The following is a 17,609-nucleotide window of genomic DNA, read 5'->3' on the forward strand; positions in this document are numbered from 1 at the left end:
TCGCGGCTGGGTTCATTGTGGGGATGCCTTCCCGGCGCGGCCCGCGACCGCCGCCACCTCGGCCGCCAACTGGTACATCGCTCTCGAACGAGCTTGCCAATCCTGGCCAACTGCGAAAGTGCCCTTGTAGTGGCGGGCCAACTGCTCGTCGAATCGCTTCGTCTGCCCCGGATCCAGGGTGCCGCGGTCGAGCGTCTGCTCGACGAATATGCGAGCCTCCAGTTCCTGCAAGCCTTCGAGCATCGCCTCGAAGCGGGCGCTCGATTCAGCGCCACCCGGGCCGGGCCACAGACTCTTCATGATGGAGAACCCGGGCGCGCCGCCGGAGTACCGGCAGCCGTCCCCGTAGGACTGTGCCCAGTAGTCGCCCCCCATGCGCCCTGTGCCGCGGTAGCCGGTGAAGACCGCCCGTTCAGGGAAGATGCGGAATGCCCATGGGGTGCCGGTCCCGTTCACCACGATGGCGCCGCAGTCGGTGCGCGGGGTGCAGAGCAGCATTTGCTCGCGCACTTTCCAGCCTCTTCGGGACTCGCCCCCGATGAGGAAGCTCTGGATGTTCTCGACGACCTTATACCATGCCGCCGCCCCGGTGTCTGCCTTGCCTTCCCAGGCTTTGGCCGCGAAGGGCGAACCCACGTAGAAGGGGGACTTCAGCTCCCCCATATCCAGGGAGATCGCCACATTGGCGTCGTGGGAGCCGCAGATCCAGAACACCTCGGGCACTGCCTTCCGCAGAAGGGGCTTGAGGGCTGGGTCGCCGTCCCCATCCCACGGGAAGCCCCAGTACATTGCCTCGCCCAATCCCTTGGCCACCATGTGACTGTAAAGGGACTTGGCGAATGGCTCCCAGAGGGTCTCCCTGCCCGGCACCTTCGGGCCAAGGTCCAGGCGCTGCGCATTCCCGGTCGCTTCGTCCAGGACCTTGACCTCCACGACGCCCGGGAACCCGTGCATGACGACGAAGCTCACGACAAGCGGCTTGCCGCAGTGCTTGACGATCAGGTCGAGGTAGCGGTCCAGCACGGCGTAGTCGAATGAGAGAGAGCCGTCCTTCTTCCGCGTCCACTGGATCATCGAGACATCTCGGTTGCCGAACTCCGTGTCGCAGAGCACGGGCACAAACCACAGGTCGTTTCCGACCCGCGCAAGCTGGCGCAGGCTGGCCTCGATCAGGGTCCAGTGCTTGTCGGACCAGAGCGGGGTCTTGTACTCTTTGGCCACGCCGAACGGCGATTGCTCGATGGCGGTGATTGTCTGAAAGCTCTGCGGGTCCGGCACCTTCCAGCCCAACACCTCCAGTTCCAGAGGCAACGAAGTAGCCGCGAAGCCCGGCCCCTCAACGCTTACCGTGCCACGATACAACCCCGGCGCGGCATCGGCTGGCACCCTGACGGACAGCCAGTAGGGCTGGCAGGAGTTCGCCGGGATCCGCTCCGGCAGCGTGGAGGTGATCCAGTCGAAGTACTGGAGCCGCCTCAGCGCCGCTTCCTCGGCGCCTCGGTTCCCCAGCGTTTCCGGCGCGAAGCGGACCAGTTCGCGCGTCTTGGGTGCGCTCCAGCCGCCGTACCGGGTGTTGCCGCCCCCGATCTCGATCATCCTACCGATGCCGATTCGTCCCTCCCCCAGCGAACTGATGTCGCTCATCGGCTGGGGCTTCATCCCGAAGACGGTGACGGACTTGGCCGGGATCGTGCCGCCGGCAGGCCCCTTGAGGTCGGAGACCGTAACCTCTACATCAGCCAACTCCTTGTCCGTTCCGATGACCACCTGCGCGGCGTAGGTTCCGTTCCGCGCGCCGACCAGGCGGATCATCCCCGGCGCCGCACCGGATTCGAGGAACTCGGGCGAGAACACCCGGCGGATCGCATCCTCGGTCCAAACCTGCACGCCCTGGGGCCGCCTCAGCGACGACGGGATGTCCTTCGATGCGCAGCGGACCTCCAGGCGCGACAGGCGAGCGTGTTCCCACTGCCGATCCACCACGTCCCGGTACCCGAACCAGTGCTTCATCACGAAGGGGTGAAGCGGAGCCGCGTGCAACTCGATGGCCAGGACGTTCGCCCCCTTGCGGAGCAGCTTCTGAGGAATGGCCAGGGAATTGATCACGCGGTTACGCAGCTTGTAGAGCGTCGAGCCCACCGGGGTCATTTCGTCGGCACTGGTGGTGTACCCTCCCCAGCTCTTGTAGTGCTCCTTCTCCTTGACCGACAGTTCCGCAAGCGGCACCACATAGGCCTCCTGGGGATACTCGTCCGCCATCGTCTCGGGCCCGGTCTCGCCGGCCGGCAGATGGCCGCGCGCGACCTCCTCGCCGTTCACTAGCACCCGGATTCCGCCGATGTAGTCGGCGCTGAGCGTCACGGTCCCTGCCGCGGCGGGATCGGGGATCGCAAAGTGGAACCGCAGGTAGATCCCGCGCAGCCAACCATTCCGCTCCGGGGTGCCCACGGTGTACTCCGCCGGCGAGCCAACGCCGTCCGGCTTGCGCAGGCGAAGCCAGGTCGAATCATCGAACTCGGGCTTGCACCATCCGTCCGAGGGCGGGTCCGTGACGCCTCCCACGTTGAGGAACACCCTGTTCGTCCTGGCGAAGCTGTTGAACTGCACGTCCACCTCGGCGTGGTCGCGCCAGTCTTCCTTCGTCCAGTCATAGTTCCTCGAGGCCAGACGCTTCTGCGTACTTGCCTGGAGCCTGCCCATCAGGACATTGCCGAGGACCTTCTCCCCCTCGGTCTTGAGCGCCTTGGGAGCCACCCTCTGCACGTCGAATCGGTAGTAGGCACGGCAGTAGGCCGTCTCGTCGAGAATCAGCGTCCCACCGTCCTGCCCTGCGCCGGTCCCCTGCGCCACGGCACAGCAGACCCACAACCCAAGCACATCTACGACTGCCCGCGGAATCCAGGTCATCGAGGATCATCTCCAGCCCCGGCAGGATCAAGGCGAGCCGGCGCCACGGTCTCCGTTCTCGCGTTGCCTCTTCAGCCGCCTTTGCGGTCCTGCACGAGTTCCACTATCTTATCGGTTGGCGACTGGACTTCAAACCGATTGCCTCGTCTCGGAGATCCCGATGCCCCGATTCCCTGTCTGCACGGCGATGCTTCTGGTCTTTCCCGCGGTTGGCCTGGGGATCGTCAATCCCAGGTTCACCCCGCGGCACCTTGTGGATCAGGCCGGATTGGTGCTGGCCGGGCCGGTTCAGCCAACCGCCAACCCTCTCGAATGGCAGTTCGCCGCTGCCACGCAGATCAAGGGCAAGGCCGCGGCGCGCCACGTCCTCAGCCTGACAGAGTGCTCGAAGGATCACGTGGGCGACATTCAACAGGTGCTCAAGGCCAACGCCAATGGCCCCGCGATCCTGTTCTCCGGCGCCTTGGACGGGGCGGAACGGGCGTATCTCCACGTCGCCGGCATCTGGCTCGAGGTAAGAGCTGCGGGCGATGCCCGCTGGAGCGTCGCGGGCTACGCCGCCCACATGACCGGCACCTATGTCGGCGGCACCGACATGCTCATCCACATGGCCCGGCACCTCCTCGAACACCCAGACGCCGACGTGCCTGTCACCGCCGGAGTTCGCTGGCTGGCCTACGCCAGGGCAGGAAACGTGCCAGGCGACATCGCCGGCCTGGCCGCCATCGAGTTCCCCGCGCTCGGCAAGGTCTGCCTCTTCGTGGGCTCCTCGGCCGGCGACAAGCTCTTCCGCGCGAAGGGCGACGACGCCATCGAGGAGATCACCTCGGCCGCTAGACTCGACACGAAGTCCCGCCGCTTCGCCTGGCTGGACGTGGGTGGCGATGGCCTGGCCGACCTGGTATCGTGGGACGGTTCGACGACCTCGGTGCGCCTGGTGGGCGCCGATGGCGCGTTCAGGCCCGCGGCCGCCGCGCCGAAGCTGGGCACCGATTGCCTGGCCCTCGCCCCCTGCTCGACCGATGGCCGTCCCGGCCTCCTGGTGAGCACCTCCGCCGTTCCCTTCCTCGTGGTGGCCGACGCCAAGGGCGAATGGCACCAGGCTGACCTCACCGCTATGGCGGCCCAGGAGGGCTTCGGACGGCCCTCCCCGTGCGTCGTCGCCGACCTCGACAATGACGGCTTCGCGGACGTTCTCCAGCCTCGCGAAACCGGAGGCGTCCTCTGGCGCGGCAAGGCCGGCGGCTTCCAGCCTCCTGCCAAGTGCCCTGTCGCCACAGGCGGGGGAGCCGCCGCAGCGGCATTGGGCGACTTCAACCAGGACGGCCTCCTCGACCTCTTCCTCGCCGGCACGGAGAAGAACACCCTTTGGGAGAACGACGGCAAAGGCGGCTTCCGCGACGTCTATGCCCACAGCGGTTCAGTGAGCGCCAAGTGCCCAACCGGGGCCGCCACCGTGGCAACGATGGACCTGAACCACGATGGGCGGCAGGACATCTGCCTGGGCTATGCAGAGGGGGAGCCACTCTACCACTGGAACCGCGGCTTCCGCTCCTTCGCCCAGGAGGCCGACGTGCGGCTGCCGAACGCTGAAGGCGGCGCCCTCCAGGCACGCGCCGGGCAACGTGCCCTGCTCGCCGCTGATCTCAACGGCGACGGCTCCTCCGACCTCGCCGTCCTCTTCACCAACGGCGACCTTATGGTCTGCTTCACTGACCAGATAGGCGTCCCCGGCATTCGCCTGCGGCTGCCTCAGGGCGTGACCGGCCCCGTCACGGCAAGCGTATGGGGCGGCGACAAGCCGCGCGGCGAATGCTTCGGCGCCCTGCCCGTGCCCGGCCACTCTCCCGCCACATTCCTGTGTACCCGTGACCCCGGCAAGTGCATGGTCAGGTTCCGTCGCCGCGGCGGGCTCGAGGAGGCGGCCGCGGTGGCCGTCGAAGACGCGTGGAAGGACTTCATCCTGCCCGAGGCATCCCACTGACGCGGGTTCGGGCTTCGACTTGTCGCGGCCCCGCCTCTGAGCTTGATGGCCTCGCGAGTTCCAGGGATAGGAGACAGTATGCTGACCAGCCAGTTCACACCTCCTGCGTGGCTCGACCTCGGCGCGACGTTTGTCTTCGCCGTCAGTGGGGCGGTGCGCGGGATGCGCAGAGGCTATGATGTCGTGGGCACGTTCGCGCTGGCGTTCGCGGCAGCGCTTGGCGGTGTGCTGATGCGAGACGGGCTATTCCTCCAGCAGGGGCCGCCAGTCATCGCCACCGACAACCGCTACCTGCTGATGGTGGCGCTGGCCGTGGGTACGAGTGTCGTGGCGGGGCGGCTCGTGAGCCGGCTGCCCAGAGTGGTGGCTATCACCGATGCGCTGGGGCTCGGCATCTATGCGGTGGTGGGCATGCAGAAGTCCCTCGCGGCGGGGCTGGCGTTGCTGCCCGTGGTCCTGGTCGGCGTGGTGAATGCCGTTGGCGGGGGCCTGCTGCGCGATGTCTTGAGTCGCGAGGAGCCGTTCCTGTTCAAGCCCGGGCAGTTCTACGCTGCCACGGTGGTGGTCGGCTGCGCAGCCTTCTTGCTGCTTGCCGTGGAACTGGGGGTGGACGCCCGCATCGCTGCCGCGGCCAGCGTCGCGGTGACGTTCTCCTTGCGCCTGCTTGCGATCCGTCTTGACTGGCGAACGCGCCCGTTGGGGCCGCGCGAAGACGCGCCGGGCGACGCATGAGCCTCTGTGTTCGAGTTGGTGGCCCACTCGGGGCCGGCTGCGTCAGTTGGCCTTCGGCTTCTCCGGCGTGGCAGCGGGAGCGGGAGGGGGCGCGGGGCCGATCTCGAAGGGCAGGGCAGGCAGCAGGCCGAGCGAGGTCCGCTGCCGCGTGGGGGCAGGCGCACCCTCTCTTGCCTCGGGGGTGAACTCCCGGGCCGCGTTGAGGATGAGGTTGCCCTTCTGGCCGGGCTTGGCATCCTTGGCGTCGGCGCTGAACACCACGATCACGGCCTGATCCTCGGCCGAAATCTTCTGGATGGCGATCCCTTTCGGGGGATCATCCAGCTCCACCTGCATCTCCGGCGCCCGCGCGCCCTTGGCCACGGCAAAGCGGACCTCTGCTGTGCCGCCCAGCGCGAGCTTCAGGGGCTCGTCGCCAAGCCGCGTCAGCGGCGGGGCGGATGCCGGCGACCCCGCGACCACAAGGAGGCCGTCCCTGCTGGGCACGAGGTGATGGTAGGCGAACGCCTGCATCATGTCCTCGGCGGGAACGGCCACGCGGGAGACTTCCGTCCCCTGGATCGTGGCGCGCCCCTCGAGGCTGAAACGGACCGGCCCGCTCTGTGGGACGGGCGGGGCGAGGAGCGTCAGCCGCACGTCGTCCTCGCCGGCCGGGATTCGCGCGCCGGCCAACGCGAGCCCCTGGGGCGCCTGCTGGGCCTTCAGCGCGATCTCCCCCGTGAAGCCATCCCGTCGCAGGGCATACACGGCAATGGCCACCGTGGCGCCGGGGCGGGCGTTGATACAGGACGGCACGATCCGCAGCGCGAAGTCCGGCCGTGGGGGGCTGATCCTCAGGCGGTAGGCATAGGCGGCGCCGCCCTTGTTCTGCGTGTCGGCGAGATGCACGAAATACACGCCAGCCGCGGGCAGCTTGGCGCGCAGAAACGAGTCCGCATGGTGCGTGTTGAGCCCGGTGCCCCGGTCTTCGAAGTCGTCGTTGAAGGCGATGATCTTCCCCGTGGTGTCGGTGAGCTTGAGCTGCGAGTCCAGAGGGGAACCCAGCCGTCGGGCCTCGACCTCGGCGACGACCTCGTCGCCCTCCTTGCCCTCGAAGCGGAAGACGTCGCGGTCGCCGGGGCTCGCGACGCGCCCGTTCACGATGACGGGCAGGGTGAGCGGCTGGGCCTTCTGTGGGTCGTCGTTCGGCTCGGCCTCGGCGCATTCCGGCAGGGTGCCGATTGCGAAGGGCACTGGGTTCGAGACATGCTTGCCGGCGGCGACCGAGACGGGGAGCACGCCGGGCGCCTTGCCCTCGGGCTGGAGCGTGAGCGTGCTGACCGGGAGGTTCCAGCCCTCGACGCTGGCCGCGGTCTTGGCTCCGGCCTGCCCGCCCAGGGGGAAGATGCCGGTGACGAAGGGCAACTGGCCCACGGAGATGCGGTAGACGAAGTCCTCGCGGCCGCGGTAGATGGCGTCGTGGATCTCCAGAATGTAGAGCCCTGTCTGGGGAATCTCGTAGTAGATGAGCGGGTCCGGCTGGAACCGGAAGTCGTCGGAGAACGCCAGCTCGTTGCCCTTGGCGTCGCAGAGCCTCAGGGTGGCCTGGAACCAGCCCGGCACGGCGTCGGCCAGGTAGGGGATGAGGCTGCGGGCGCTCACGGCGGCCACCAGGCGCGTGCCCTTCTTGATCTCGAAGCGGAAGCGGTCCACGTCGCCCGGCAGGATCTGGCCGTTCAGCACCACCGGCAGCTCGCCCAGGTTCGGGAAGTCTATGTCGTCCACCTTGACAGTCAAGGCGTCGCCGTCGGGCGTCCGGTCGTTGGGCTCCTTCTCGAGGTACTCGCGGCACTGGCTCACGTGGAAGAAGAGCGGGTTGGAGGCGCCCGCGGGCCCGCACAGGCGCAACTCGCGCTCGCCGGGCTCGGCGGAGGGCGCCAGGGTGATGCGGACGACCACGGACTCGGCCAGTTGGGGGTTGAGCTGTCTCTTGGGGTCGGAGAGCTTGCGCCGCAGCTCGGCGAAGCCTCGGGGGCTCGGGTCTTCGACCCCGGCCTTGGTGGCCATCAGCTCGAACTCGTCAATCGTCTTGGCGATGAGCAGGCCGAGCTTGCTCACCAGTTCCGTGTCTCCCTCATCCGTGGCGGCCTGGCGGCGCCGCTGGAGGTCCGCGGCCTCGGCGAGCTTGTCCTGGAGGTCGTTGATCACCCCCTGCGACATGGCGCGCACGTACCGCACGAAGGTGGCCTGGGCGCCGCCGCCCGTGAGGCGCACCTCTCGCGCGCCGGCGAGGTTCTGCCCGCCGATCGTGATCTCGGCGGTGGTGCCCTGCTGGGCGCCCGCCGGATAGATGTAACCGAGGTGGGGCCCCTGCTCGCCCGCGATGCCCGAGGGCGCGGCTCCGAGGGCGGCCAGCCACAGGGCCAGCGGCGGGCCGAGCAGGCGGGTCGCGACGCGCTTCATCCGCTACACGAGCTCCTTGAGGCGGCCGCCGCTCTTGTAGTCCTCGCCCGGCCGCGGCGTGATGTGCACCGTCTCGCCGGTCGGGTGCGGCAGCGTGGCGTCGGGGTCAATGCCGAGCAGTTCGTAGACCGTGCCCAGCAGGTCCCAGGGGTAGACGGGCCGGTCCTTGACCTGTTCGCCCTTGGCATCGGAGGCGCCGACGACGCGCCCGCCCTTGAAGCCGCCGCCGGCGACGACAGCGCAGAAGACCGGGCCGAAGTGATGGCGGCCGCCATTCCAGGGCGAACCCCAGTCCACCTTGGGCGTGCGGCCGAATTCGCCGCTCCACCACACGATCGTGCTGTCGAGCAGGCCGCGGTCGCTCAGGTCCTGAAGCAGTGTGGCCATGCCCCGGTCCATCTCGGGCAACTTGCGGCGCATGGCCTGGAAGTGCTCCTTGTGGGTGTCCCAGCCGCCGTAGTTGATGGTGATGTAGGGGATGCCGCGCTCGACGAGACGCCGCGCCACCAGGCACGACTGGCCGAAGGTGGTGCGGCCGTAGCGGGTTCGCAGCTCGGCGTCCTCCTCCGACAGGTCGAACACCTTGCCGGCCTCGCCCAGGATGAGGTCGTAGGCCTGTTCCTCGGACTTTCGGAGCGATTCGAGGCGCGGGTCGTCCTTGAGGGCCTGGCCCAGGCCGTCGAGGTCGTGGAGCAGGTCGCGGCGCGCCTTCTGGCGCTCCTTGGTGATGCCGGGGGCGGCCACGCCCTCCACGAGGAACACCGGGCGGGCCGGGTCGCCGCCCGTGGCGAACGGCTTGTAGCGCGAGCCGAGGAACCCGGCCTCGGAGAAGCGGCCCTGCGGCTGGGTGAGCACGATGTAGGGCGGGATGAGGCCCTTGTAGCCCGCGTTGTAGCCCTTGAAGTAGGAGACGACGGCCCCGATGCTCGGATACACCACTTTGCCGCCCGGGTTGCGGCCGGTCTGGACCATGTAGGCCGCGGTCTCGTGGCCGTTGTTGCCGTGGGTCATGCTGCGGATGACGGAGTACTTGTCGGCCTGGTCGGCGAGCAGTGGCAGGAGCTCGTTGATCTGAAGCCCGTCCACCTTGGTCGGGATCGGCTTGGTGAAAGGCCCGCAGTAATCGTGGCCGGCATCGGGCTTGGGGTCGAAGGTGTCGGTGTGGGGGGGGCCGCCCCACATCCAGATCTGGATCACGGCCTTCGCCTTGGCCTGCGGGGCGGCGGCCCTGGCGGACTGCCCCATGCCTCCGGCGAGAGCGAGGCCGGCGGCGCCGCACAGGCCGCGGCGCAACGCCTCGCGGCGTGAGACCGGTGTGCCGCTCGAGGCTCGAAGTCCCGAGGTCAGACGCCCAGTGCCCGCGTCCCTTGGCTCATTCATGGCAACACCTCGCCTTCCGTGCGACACGGCCTCGGCCCGCTCGGGCCGACGGCCAGAGACCTAGTGTCTGTACAGGAACTCCGTGCTGTTGAAGAGCGCCCAGGCCAGGTCCACCAGGGCGGCGGTTCCTTTGCCCTCTTCGGTTTCCGAGTAGGCCCTCACGATCTCCAGCTCCCGGGGCGTGGGGAAACGCGAGAGGATGGTGAGGTAGAGCTCGGTGGCGGCGGCTTGCTGGCTCTTGGCGCCGGAGAGCAGGGGTTGCAGGGGGCCGCCCTCGGTGATCTTGCGCCGGACGTGGCTGGAGTTCAACATGTGCAGCCGCTGCGCGGGGGTGAACTTGTTGCTGCGTTCGGCCTCGAGGCCGGTGTCGCGCGGCGGGCGGCCGAACATTTCGAGGAACGCGCTGGTGATGCTGCCGTCGGGCAGGGCGATGGAGCGCCGGTTCTCGGGGATCCACGTGAACGGCTCCGGGATGGCGCTGGAGTACTCTTCGGTCGTGCCCGTGATCTGGTTCAGGGCGTCAATGAGCACCTCGGCATCCAGGCGCCGGATGGCGTAGGAGGCGAAGTTCGCTTCGGCCTCGGGGTGTGTGCTCCTGGGCACGGCGGAGAGCTGGTAGGCCTTCGAGTTGAGGATGAGGCGGAAGAGGTGCTTGAGGTCGTAGTTGGCCGCCCGCAGCTCGTCTTCGAGGAGGGCGAGCAGCTCGGGGTTGCTGGGCGGGTTGTCGGGGCGGATGTCGTCGGGCTCGTGGATGATGCCGCGCCCCACCAGCCAGTACCATGCGCGGTTGGCGATGTTGCGGGTGAACCAGGGGTTCTTGGGCGTGATCAGCCAGTCGGCGAAGAGCTCGCGTGGGTCGCGGTCGGGCGAGAGGGGCACGCTCGTGCCGTCGGGGAAGGTGGCGGTCTTCGGCGCCTCGGGGCTGGCGGCCTTGGCGACGTCGAAGAAGACGATCTCCTCCTTCCACTCGCGGGTGCTCTTGTAGCCCACGCACGCGAAGAAGGCGGCCATTCCGGCCAGGCGTTCCTTGGGCCACTTCTCGGCGCGCTCGCCCATCAGCGTGAGCGCCACCGTGCGGGCCAGGGCCTCGGGGTCCTTGCTTTGAAGGGCGCGGTAGAAGTTCACCTGCGGTACGCGGAAGTTGCTGCCGCTGGCCGTGAGCAGCTCGCGGGCGAAGCGATCGTAGGGCAGGTTCTCCTTGAGGCTCGTGCGGATCCACGTGAAGTAGGCGTTCGCGGCGTTGGGCCACAGGTTGATGGGGAACTCGGCCTTCACCCGCAGCAGGTCGCTCCACTTCATCGCCCAGTAGTCGGCGAACTCCGGCCGCTGGAGCAAGCGGTCAATCAGCGCGGTGCGCTTGCCGGGAGAGACGTCGAGCAGGAAGCTCTTCGCCTCCTCGCGCGTGGGCACGGTGCCGATGATGTCGAGGTACACGCGGCGGAGGAAGACCTCGTCGGTGCAGGGGACGGCCGGTTCGATGCCGAGCGCCTTGAGGCGGTTGAACACGGCGTCGTCAATCGTGGCGTGCGGCGCGGCGCTGCGGGGCCGCTCGGCCGGAGACGCGGGAGCCTCGCCCGCGCACAGCCGCATCGCACCGACCGCGAGAGCTGCTGCGAGTAGGGTGGGGGTCTTCACGTTTGCCTCGGCGCCAGGTACCCACGCACCATCCGAAGACGCGCCGGCCCGCGGCTGTCGGGACGCATCGCCCGTGTCTTACACTACATATACTGCCCGGTTATCGAGGTCTTGTCAAGAGCCGCTGCGTCAGTGGAACAGCCAGAGCGGGATCGGCCTGAACTCGGGGTCCTCGCCGGGCCGGCTCGGGACACGATAGGTGTGGGTCTTGACGGCGTTCACCGCGTCGGTGTCCTCCCGCTGCCCGTCGCCCCGGGCCTTGCCGAGGCCCCAGGTGACGGCGTAGCCCTGCTGATGGACGGCGGCCCCGAAGCCCACGCCTGCGGCGATGGCGACCCAGCCGCGGATGCTATCGAGGGGTGCCGGCTTGATGCAGTCCTCCGGCTTCTGGCGCTTCGGGTTGCCGAGCTGGCCGTGCTCGTTCGTTCGCGCCCAGGTCCATATCTGGCTGTCCTCGGCCAGGGCCACGCGCGGCGAGCCCCTGCCGGCGATGGCGATGATCTTGGGCAGGCCCGGCACGCGGCCCGGCTCCGGGCTGTGCTTGGCCCCCGTGAAGTAGTCGGTGGACCCGATCTCCCACACGGCGCCCTGCTTGTCGAGGGCGAGCGAGGGGGTGCCGGCGCACACGTCCACGATGTCGCGCAGGCAGGGCACCTTTTCGGGCTTCTTCAGCGACAATTCCCGCGGTCCCGTCCTGGGATTCAGCACGTGGAGGGGCGGGTCGCCCCAGACCCAGACTTCGCCGTCCTCATCCACGGCCAGGGTGAAGCCGCCGGTAGCGGTGGAGATGGCCTTGATCTTCTTTTCCAGGCCCTGCACCTGCACGGGGCTCTTGCGCCGCTCACGCGTGCCATCGCCCAGGTTGTAGCTGCCGTTGAAGCCCCAGGCCCACACCGTGCCATCGGCCTTCAGGGCGAAGCTGTTGCCGATGCCGGCATCCACGGCCACCACGTCGCTCAGGCCGGGCACCAGGTTGGGGGCGCGGTCGGGGGCCGGCTTCGCATCGCCGATGCCGAGCGCTCCGCCCCCGCTGTCCGCCGTGCCCCAGGTCCACACCGTGCCGTCCGACTTGAGGGCGACATAGTGGCCGACCTGGATGCATGCCAAGGCGACTACGCCGCTCAGGCCCGGGGTCTGGTTGGCCCGCGAGCGCCATTCGTTGGACTGCTTGAAGTCCCTGGCGATGAGGGTGGGGCAGCCGACCTGGCTGTTGCCCCAGGTCCACACGGTGCCTCCTGGCCCGATGGCGGCGATGCGGGGGTCGGGGTACTCGCCGCCGTTGGCGTCAATCAGGCGCAGCCGTGGCCCGCTGCCGGCCGAGTCGTCTTGCCACGTGGCATCGCCCGATTGTGCGAAGGCGCAGGTCATGCTGTCGTGCACCTTCACGATCAGGCGGTCCCAGTCGCCGCGTGGCGGCAGGCGGAGGCGGCCCACGAGCTGGTCGCCCGCCCATTCGCCCTCGAGCGGCCGGTCGCCTTGATGCAGGAGCTTGAGCGGGTCCGTGCCCTTGCCATAGGCGACGTTGTAGTAGAGGAACGGGCGATCCTCCTCGTCGCTTTCCTTCACGGTCACGTCGGCGAAGAGCACGGTCGAGCAGCCGGGCAGAACCCGCACGCTGACAATCTGGGGCGCGTTCTGCGGCCGCAGCTTGTGGGGCATCTCGCGGTTGTGCAGGATGGCCTTGAGGCCGTGAACCAGCTCCCGGTCGCCGCCGTACTTTGCGAGCCAGAAGGTCCAGAAGCTGTCGCGGTTGACCTCCATCTCGTCCTCATCGTTGAGGCATTCGGGCTCCTCGCGCAGAATGGCCCAGATGCGTTCGAGCTTGAAGTCGCACACGCGGTCGAACCACATCAGGTCGGCGGGCCAGGCCGCGGGCTTGGCATCCTGCTGCGACTGGGGCATGTACTCCCAGCCGGTGGTGTCGTGAACGTCCCAGAGGACGGCGGCGACCTCGGTCTCGTTCCACTCGCGGCGGCCCTTGACGTCGCCGCGCCACGCCACGTTTCCCCCGGCGTCCAGATAGCCCTCCTGGGCCGAATTCCTGGGCATGCCGGGGTACCAGGCGTGTTCGATGTTGTAGCCGTCGTGGGTCAATCCCGCGGGGTGGTAGACGAAGACGCGTTCGCCCTTGAGGGTGGGCGAGCGCTGGAGGACCGCGGGGAGGAAGTCGGCCCAGCCCTCGCAGAGGCCCATCTCTTCTGTCTTGCAGGCCAGGGGGTCATGGTCGTTGGCCTCGTCGGAGAAGGGGTTGCCCCCGTGGCCCCAGGGGTAGGGTTTGGGGAGCGTCCAATAGATATCGTGCATCAGCTTGTGGCCGTACTCGTGCAGCATGGTGCAGCGCAGGGCCTGCCAATTCCACCAGCGCTCTTCGTCGCGTGCTTCCTCGTCCCTGAAGAGATCCGCCTTGCCGATGTCAATCCAGGCGCCCTTCTGGGGCTTGAAGATGTAGGCGCTCTTGTTGGCGGGGTAGAAGAGGCTGGTGGAGCGGCGGAGCTCCTTCTTGTCCGCGCAGTTCCGGACGAGGAAGCGGTAGGCCTCGTCGCAGCACTGGGTCATGAAGAGGGCCGCTGTGGTGCGACGACCGTCGTCATCATAGTCCCACGATGTCACCCGCAGGTTCTGCCAGCCCGGGATCGTGGGCGCCGGCGGGTCGGGGCACTCCTTCGGACCCACGTAGACGTTCAGCGTCCGAGTCTCTCCATCCCTGATGTACACACTGTCCGTCTGCCCGTTGTAAGGGAAGATTCGCGCGAGACCGCCGAGGTCGAGCCCGAGGATGTAGTTGGTCTTATAGCAGGCTACCGTAATGTCTTGCCGCCGTCCCTGCCTGTCCATCACATCCTTTTCGAGGAGGACCTGGGCACGGACTTCGATGTTCACGCGCAGGTGGTTGAAGTCGGGGCGGAAGAAGCGCTGCTGGAACGTGACTTTGTACTGGCCGGTCCAGTCGGTGTAAGTCGTGACGTCGCCGACGGCAAGACAGTCGTTCTCAACCTGCACCTGGGTGTTGGCCGCGGCTTTCCAGGCGCCGAGGGTGTCGTCCACCTTGTACGCGCGCTCGTGGCCGTTCCAGTAGTACACGGTGCCCTGCACCGTGATGTCGGCTGACCCGGCGCGGGCGAGCACGAGCGCGGCGGCGAGAAGCACGTGGCGACCCGGCGTGGCCATGACTCTCTCCCTGGGTCGTGCTGGATTGTAGGCCGACGGGCCGCCTCTGTCAAACCCCGAGACGCGGGGGCGTGGGCCATTTCCGTAGGTAGCTCTTGTTGCGGATTCTCGTAGCGACAAGCGTCCCGCTTATCAAACGGATGAAAAGAGCCGCAAGCGGGACGCTCGCGGCTACCATTGCGGCGTGTCCTCCACTTCTGCCGGCCTGGACACTTGCCTCCTGGTGTCAGAAACTACCTACGATTCCTGCCCGCACCCGAGACGCGGTTTCGGGTTGACGCCGCGCAAGCCTGGAAGATAGAATAGGATGCGGAGGCGGAAGAACCCGAGCGAGGCCGGGATGACGCGAGAGCGGCGGAGCATGGTTCGCCTGCTGATCGTGGGTGCGTTGGTGGGCCTGTACGGCGCCGCCAGCGTGTATGCGAACGTCGTGCAGAAGGCGGAACTCGTCTACACCCACTTCGCCTACATCCCCGCGGTGCTGGCCGCGCTCTGGTGGGGGTGGCGGGGCGTGGCCGTGTCGGTGCTGCTGGCCGGCGTCAGCCTGTCGCTGCACGCGGCGGGGCTGGCTGTGTGCGTGTTGTGGCATGACCTGGCTCGGGCGGGGTTCCTCGTGGCGGCTGGGGCGTGCGCCGCGGCGCTCAGCGAGCGCGTGGCGGCCGGCCATGAAGCCTTGCGCCTCTCGGAGCGGCACCATAAGCTCCTCGTGGAGAAATCGCTCACGGGCATCCTCCTCTACTGCTACCCCGATTTCCGCATCACTTTCGCCAATCAGCACCTGGGGGAGCTGTTGCACTGCCGCCCGGCCGAGCTGGTGGGCCGCAGCGTGTGGGAGCTGTTCCTGTCGGAGGATCTGCCCCGTGTGCGCGGGCTGGTGGCCGAACGCGAGGCCAAAGGCTTCGCCGACCTGCACTACGAGGCCCGCCTCGTGCGGGCCGATGGCTCGTGGCTCTGGGCCGATGTGCTCAGCTCCGTGGCCCAAGAGGACTCGGGACGCACGGTGCTGATGAACGTGTATGACATCACGGACCGCAAGGAGGCTGAGGCCAAGCGCCGCGAGCTGGCCGACCTCGCCCGGCGCCAGGAGGACCAGCTCGTGCACTCGACCCGGCTCGCCGAGCTGGGCGAGATGGCGGCCGCGGTGGCCCACGACCTCAACCAGCCGCTCACCGGCATCCGCAACTTCGCCAAGAACGCCCTCTACATGCTGGAGGAGGGGGGCGGCGCCTCCGACGAGGTCAAGGACAACCTGCGCCTGATCACCGAACAGGTGGATCGGGCGGCCCGCATCATCAACCAGATGCGCGGCATGACGCGCAAGGCCGACCGCCAACTCGCCCTGGTGGACCTCAATGCCATCATCCGCGAGAGCGTGGAGTTCCTGATGCCCCAACTGCGGCTGACCGGGGTCGAGACCCGCCTCGAACTGGACCCCGAGCTTCCGCGGATTCTGGGCGACCGGACCCGCCTCGAGCAGGTCTTCCTGAACCTCCTGACTAACGCCCGGCAGGCGATGGAGGAGACGGCGACGCGGCGTCTGACCGTGCGCACGGCGTGCGCCGCCGGCGGCAACCGCCCCGTGGTGCTCGAGGTGAGCGACACGGGGAAGGGCTTCTCGCCCGAGGAGGCGGCGAAGCTCTTCACCCCCTTCTACAGCACCAAGAAGCACGGCCACGGCACGGGCCTGGGCCTCACGATCTCCGAGCGGATCGTCAAGGACCACGGCGGCGTGATCGCCGCCGAGGGCGAACGCGGCCGCGGCGCGCGGTTCACCATCCGGCTGCCCCTGCCCAAGCCGGAGGAAATCCGGGAGGCCCTGGGAAGCGATGTCTAGCCCCGCCCAACAGCCATCGGGCATGATCGTGGTGATTGACGACGACGAGGCCGCGCGCCTGTCCATCACCCAGATGCTGCGCCTGCGGCGGTACCGCGTGCAGGCCTTCTCGTCGGCCGAGGCGGCGCTGGCCTGGCCCGGGCTGCCCGAGGCCGATGTGGTGGTCACCGACGTGAAGATGCCGGGCCTCGACGGCGAGGAGTTCCTGGCCGAGGTGATGCGGCGCGGCTTCGCGCCGCCGGTGATCATGGTCACCGGCCACGGCGACGTGTCCATGGCCGTCCGCTGCCTGAAGGGCGGGGCCTACGACTTCGTCGAGAAGCCGTTCGAGGCCGATGTGTTGCTGGCCTGCGTGGCGCGCGCGATGGAGAAGATGGCCCTCCGGCGCGAGGCCGCGGAACTGCGCCGGCGCCTGAAGATGCTCTCCGCGGAGGAGGACGGCCGGTTCGGCATGGTCGGCCGCAGCCGCCCGATGCTCGACCTCTACGAGCAGATCGAGGTCGTCGCCCGCTCGAGCGCCCCTGTGCTCATTGCCGGCGAAACGGGGGCCGGCAAGGAACTGGTCGCGCGGGCCATCCACGCCGAGGGCCCCCGAGCCAGGGGGCCGTTCGTGCCCGTCAACGCGGGGGCATTGCCCGAGACCACGCTCGAGAGCGAGCTCTTCGGGCACGCCAAGGGCGCCTTCACGGGCGCTGAGACGGAGCGCGCGGGCAAGCTGGTCTCCGCCTCGGGGGGCACCCTGCTGCTCGACGAGATCGAAAGCATCTCGGTGCGGGCCCAGGTGCAGCTCCTGCGCGTGCTCGAGGATGGGCTGGTGCAACCCCTCGGCGACGACAGGCCGCGCAAGGTGGACGTGCGCCTCCTCGCCACCACCAAGGCCGACCTCCAGCAGGAGGTGCGGAACGGCCGCATGCGCGAGGATTTCTACCATCGCATCGCCGTTCTCACCATCGTTGTGCCGCCCGTGCGCGAGCGGCGCGAGGATATCCCGCTCCTCGCCTCCTTTTTCCTCAAGCAGGCGGCCGACCGCAACGGCGTGGCCGTGCCCAAGCTCACCGAGGCGGCCCTGGGCGCCATGCTGCGCCACAACTGGCCGGGCAACGTGCGAGAGCTCAAGAACGCCATTGAGCGGATGGTCATCACCGCACAGGCGGGCGTAGCGGGCGAATTCACCCTCGATGAGGCTTTCTCCTCGGGGCGCCTGCTTTCGCTGCCGGCCACCGGCGGGCTGCTGCGCGAGGAGATGGAGCGGACCGAGCGCTCCGTCATCGAGGCCACACTCCGCGAGCAGAAGGGGGAGGTCGGCGCCACCGCGGCGGCACTCGGCATCTCGCGCCGCGCCCTCTACGAGCGCATGCGCAAGTACGAACTGAACAAGGAAGGTTTTCGCGAGAGCTGATCGCCCGCGCGGCGGCCTATGAGCATCTGTGGGCATAAGTCTCCCATGTGAGCCGGATGCCCAGAACGCATATGACCATCCAGGTCAAGAACTTACAGTCGAAGCGGGCCTTCTGGCCACCGCTCGCC

9 protein-coding genes are annotated in these 17,609 nt (G+C 68.3%); 4 read left to right on the forward strand and 5 right to left on the reverse strand.

The window, feature by feature from the left end; genetic code table 11:
- Positions 1–12 precede the first annotated feature (12 nt).
- Complete coding sequence (locus tag PLE19_01840) at positions 13–2,907, reverse strand: hypothetical protein (protein HPD13661.1); 2,895 nt, start codon at positions 2,905–2,907, stop codon at positions 13–15.
- 160 nt (positions 2,908–3,067) lie between these two features.
- Between PLE19_01840 and PLE19_01845 the strand changes: the two genes are divergently transcribed.
- Complete coding sequence (locus tag PLE19_01845) at positions 3,068–4,891, forward strand: VCBS repeat-containing protein (GenBank protein ID HPD13662.1); 1,824 nt, start codon at positions 3,068–3,070, stop codon at positions 4,889–4,891.
- A gap of 78 nt (positions 4,892–4,969) precedes the next feature.
- The gene (locus PLE19_01850) at positions 4,970–5,623 is read left to right on the forward strand and encodes a TRIC cation channel family protein (GenBank protein HPD13663.1); all 654 of its coding nucleotides are present in this window, start codon (positions 4,970–4,972) and stop codon (positions 5,621–5,623) included.
- 42 nt (positions 5,624–5,665) lie between these two features.
- Here the strand turns inward: PLE19_01850 and PLE19_01855 are convergent, their stop codons facing one another.
- The 4 genes from PLE19_01855 to PLE19_01870 form a co-directional block, all read right to left on the reverse strand.
- Positions 5,666–8,065 (reverse strand): PPC domain-containing protein, encoded by a 2,400-nt coding sequence (locus tag PLE19_01855; GenBank protein HPD13664.1) that lies wholly within the window; start codon positions 8,063–8,065, stop codon positions 5,666–5,668.
- Between the two features lie 3 nt (positions 8,066–8,068).
- The gene (locus tag PLE19_01860; protein HPD13665.1) at positions 8,069–9,445 is read right to left on the reverse strand and encodes a DUF1501 domain-containing protein; all 1,377 of its coding nucleotides are present in this window, start codon (positions 9,443–9,445) and stop codon (positions 8,069–8,071) included.
- A 60-nt stretch (positions 9,446–9,505) separates the two neighbouring features.
- Positions 9,506–11,080, reverse strand: a complete 1,575-nt coding sequence (locus tag PLE19_01865) for a DUF1553 domain-containing protein (GenBank protein HPD13666.1) — start codon at positions 11,078–11,080, stop codon at positions 9,506–9,508.
- A 129-nt stretch (positions 11,081–11,209) separates the two neighbouring features.
- Positions 11,210–14,248 carry a hypothetical protein gene (locus PLE19_01870; GenBank protein ID HPD13667.1) on the reverse strand — a complete coding sequence of 1,013 codons (3,039 nt, stop codon included), beginning with the start codon at positions 14,246–14,248 and terminating at the stop codon, positions 11,210–11,212.
- A 361-nt stretch (positions 14,249–14,609) separates the two neighbouring features.
- Between PLE19_01870 and PLE19_01875 the strand changes: the two genes are divergently transcribed.
- The gene (locus PLE19_01875; GenBank protein ID HPD13668.1) at positions 14,610–16,082 is read left to right on the forward strand and encodes an ATP-binding protein; all 1,473 of its coding nucleotides are present in this window, start codon (positions 14,610–14,612) and stop codon (positions 16,080–16,082) included.
- Entirely contained in the window at positions 16,075–17,481 is a 1,407-nt protein-coding gene (locus PLE19_01880) for a sigma-54 dependent transcriptional regulator (GenBank protein HPD13669.1), read from the forward strand. Before PLE19_01875 ends, PLE19_01880 begins: the two co-directional genes overlap by 8 nt.
- Positions 17,482–17,609: the final 128 nt, after the last annotated feature.

This window comes from Planctomycetota bacterium, assembly GCA_035384565.1.
Taxonomy (GTDB): Bacteria; Planctomycetota; PUPC01; order DSUN01; family DSUN01; genus DAOOIT01.

Excerpts from the sequence above, each read along its gene's own strand:
- PLE19_01875 (HPD13668.1), top strand. The coding sequence starts at position 14,610 with ATGGTTCGCCTGCTGATCGTGGGTGCGTTGGTGGGCCTGTACGGCGCC.
- PLE19_01840 (HPD13661.1), bottom strand. The coding sequence starts at position 2,907 with ATGACCTGGATTCCGCGGGCAGTCGTAGATGTGCTTGGGTTGTGGGTC.
- PLE19_01855 (HPD13664.1), bottom strand. The coding sequence starts at position 8,065 with ATGAAGCGCGTCGCGACCCGCCTGCTCGGCCCGCCGCTGGCCCTGTGG.
- PLE19_01860 (HPD13665.1), bottom strand. The coding sequence starts at position 9,445 with ATGAATGAGCCAAGGGACGCGGGCACTGGGCGTCTGACCTCGGGACTT.
- PLE19_01845 (HPD13662.1), top strand. The coding sequence starts at position 3,068 with ATGCCCCGATTCCCTGTCTGCACGGCGATGCTTCTGGTCTTTCCCGCG.
- PLE19_01850 (HPD13663.1), top strand. The coding sequence starts at position 4,970 with ATGCTGACCAGCCAGTTCACACCTCCTGCGTGGCTCGACCTCGGCGCG.
- PLE19_01870 (HPD13667.1), bottom strand. The coding sequence starts at position 14,248 with ATGGCCACGCCGGGTCGCCACGTGCTTCTCGCCGCCGCGCTCGTGCTC.
- PLE19_01880 (HPD13669.1), top strand. The coding sequence starts at position 16,075 with ATGTCTAGCCCCGCCCAACAGCCATCGGGCATGATCGTGGTGATTGAC.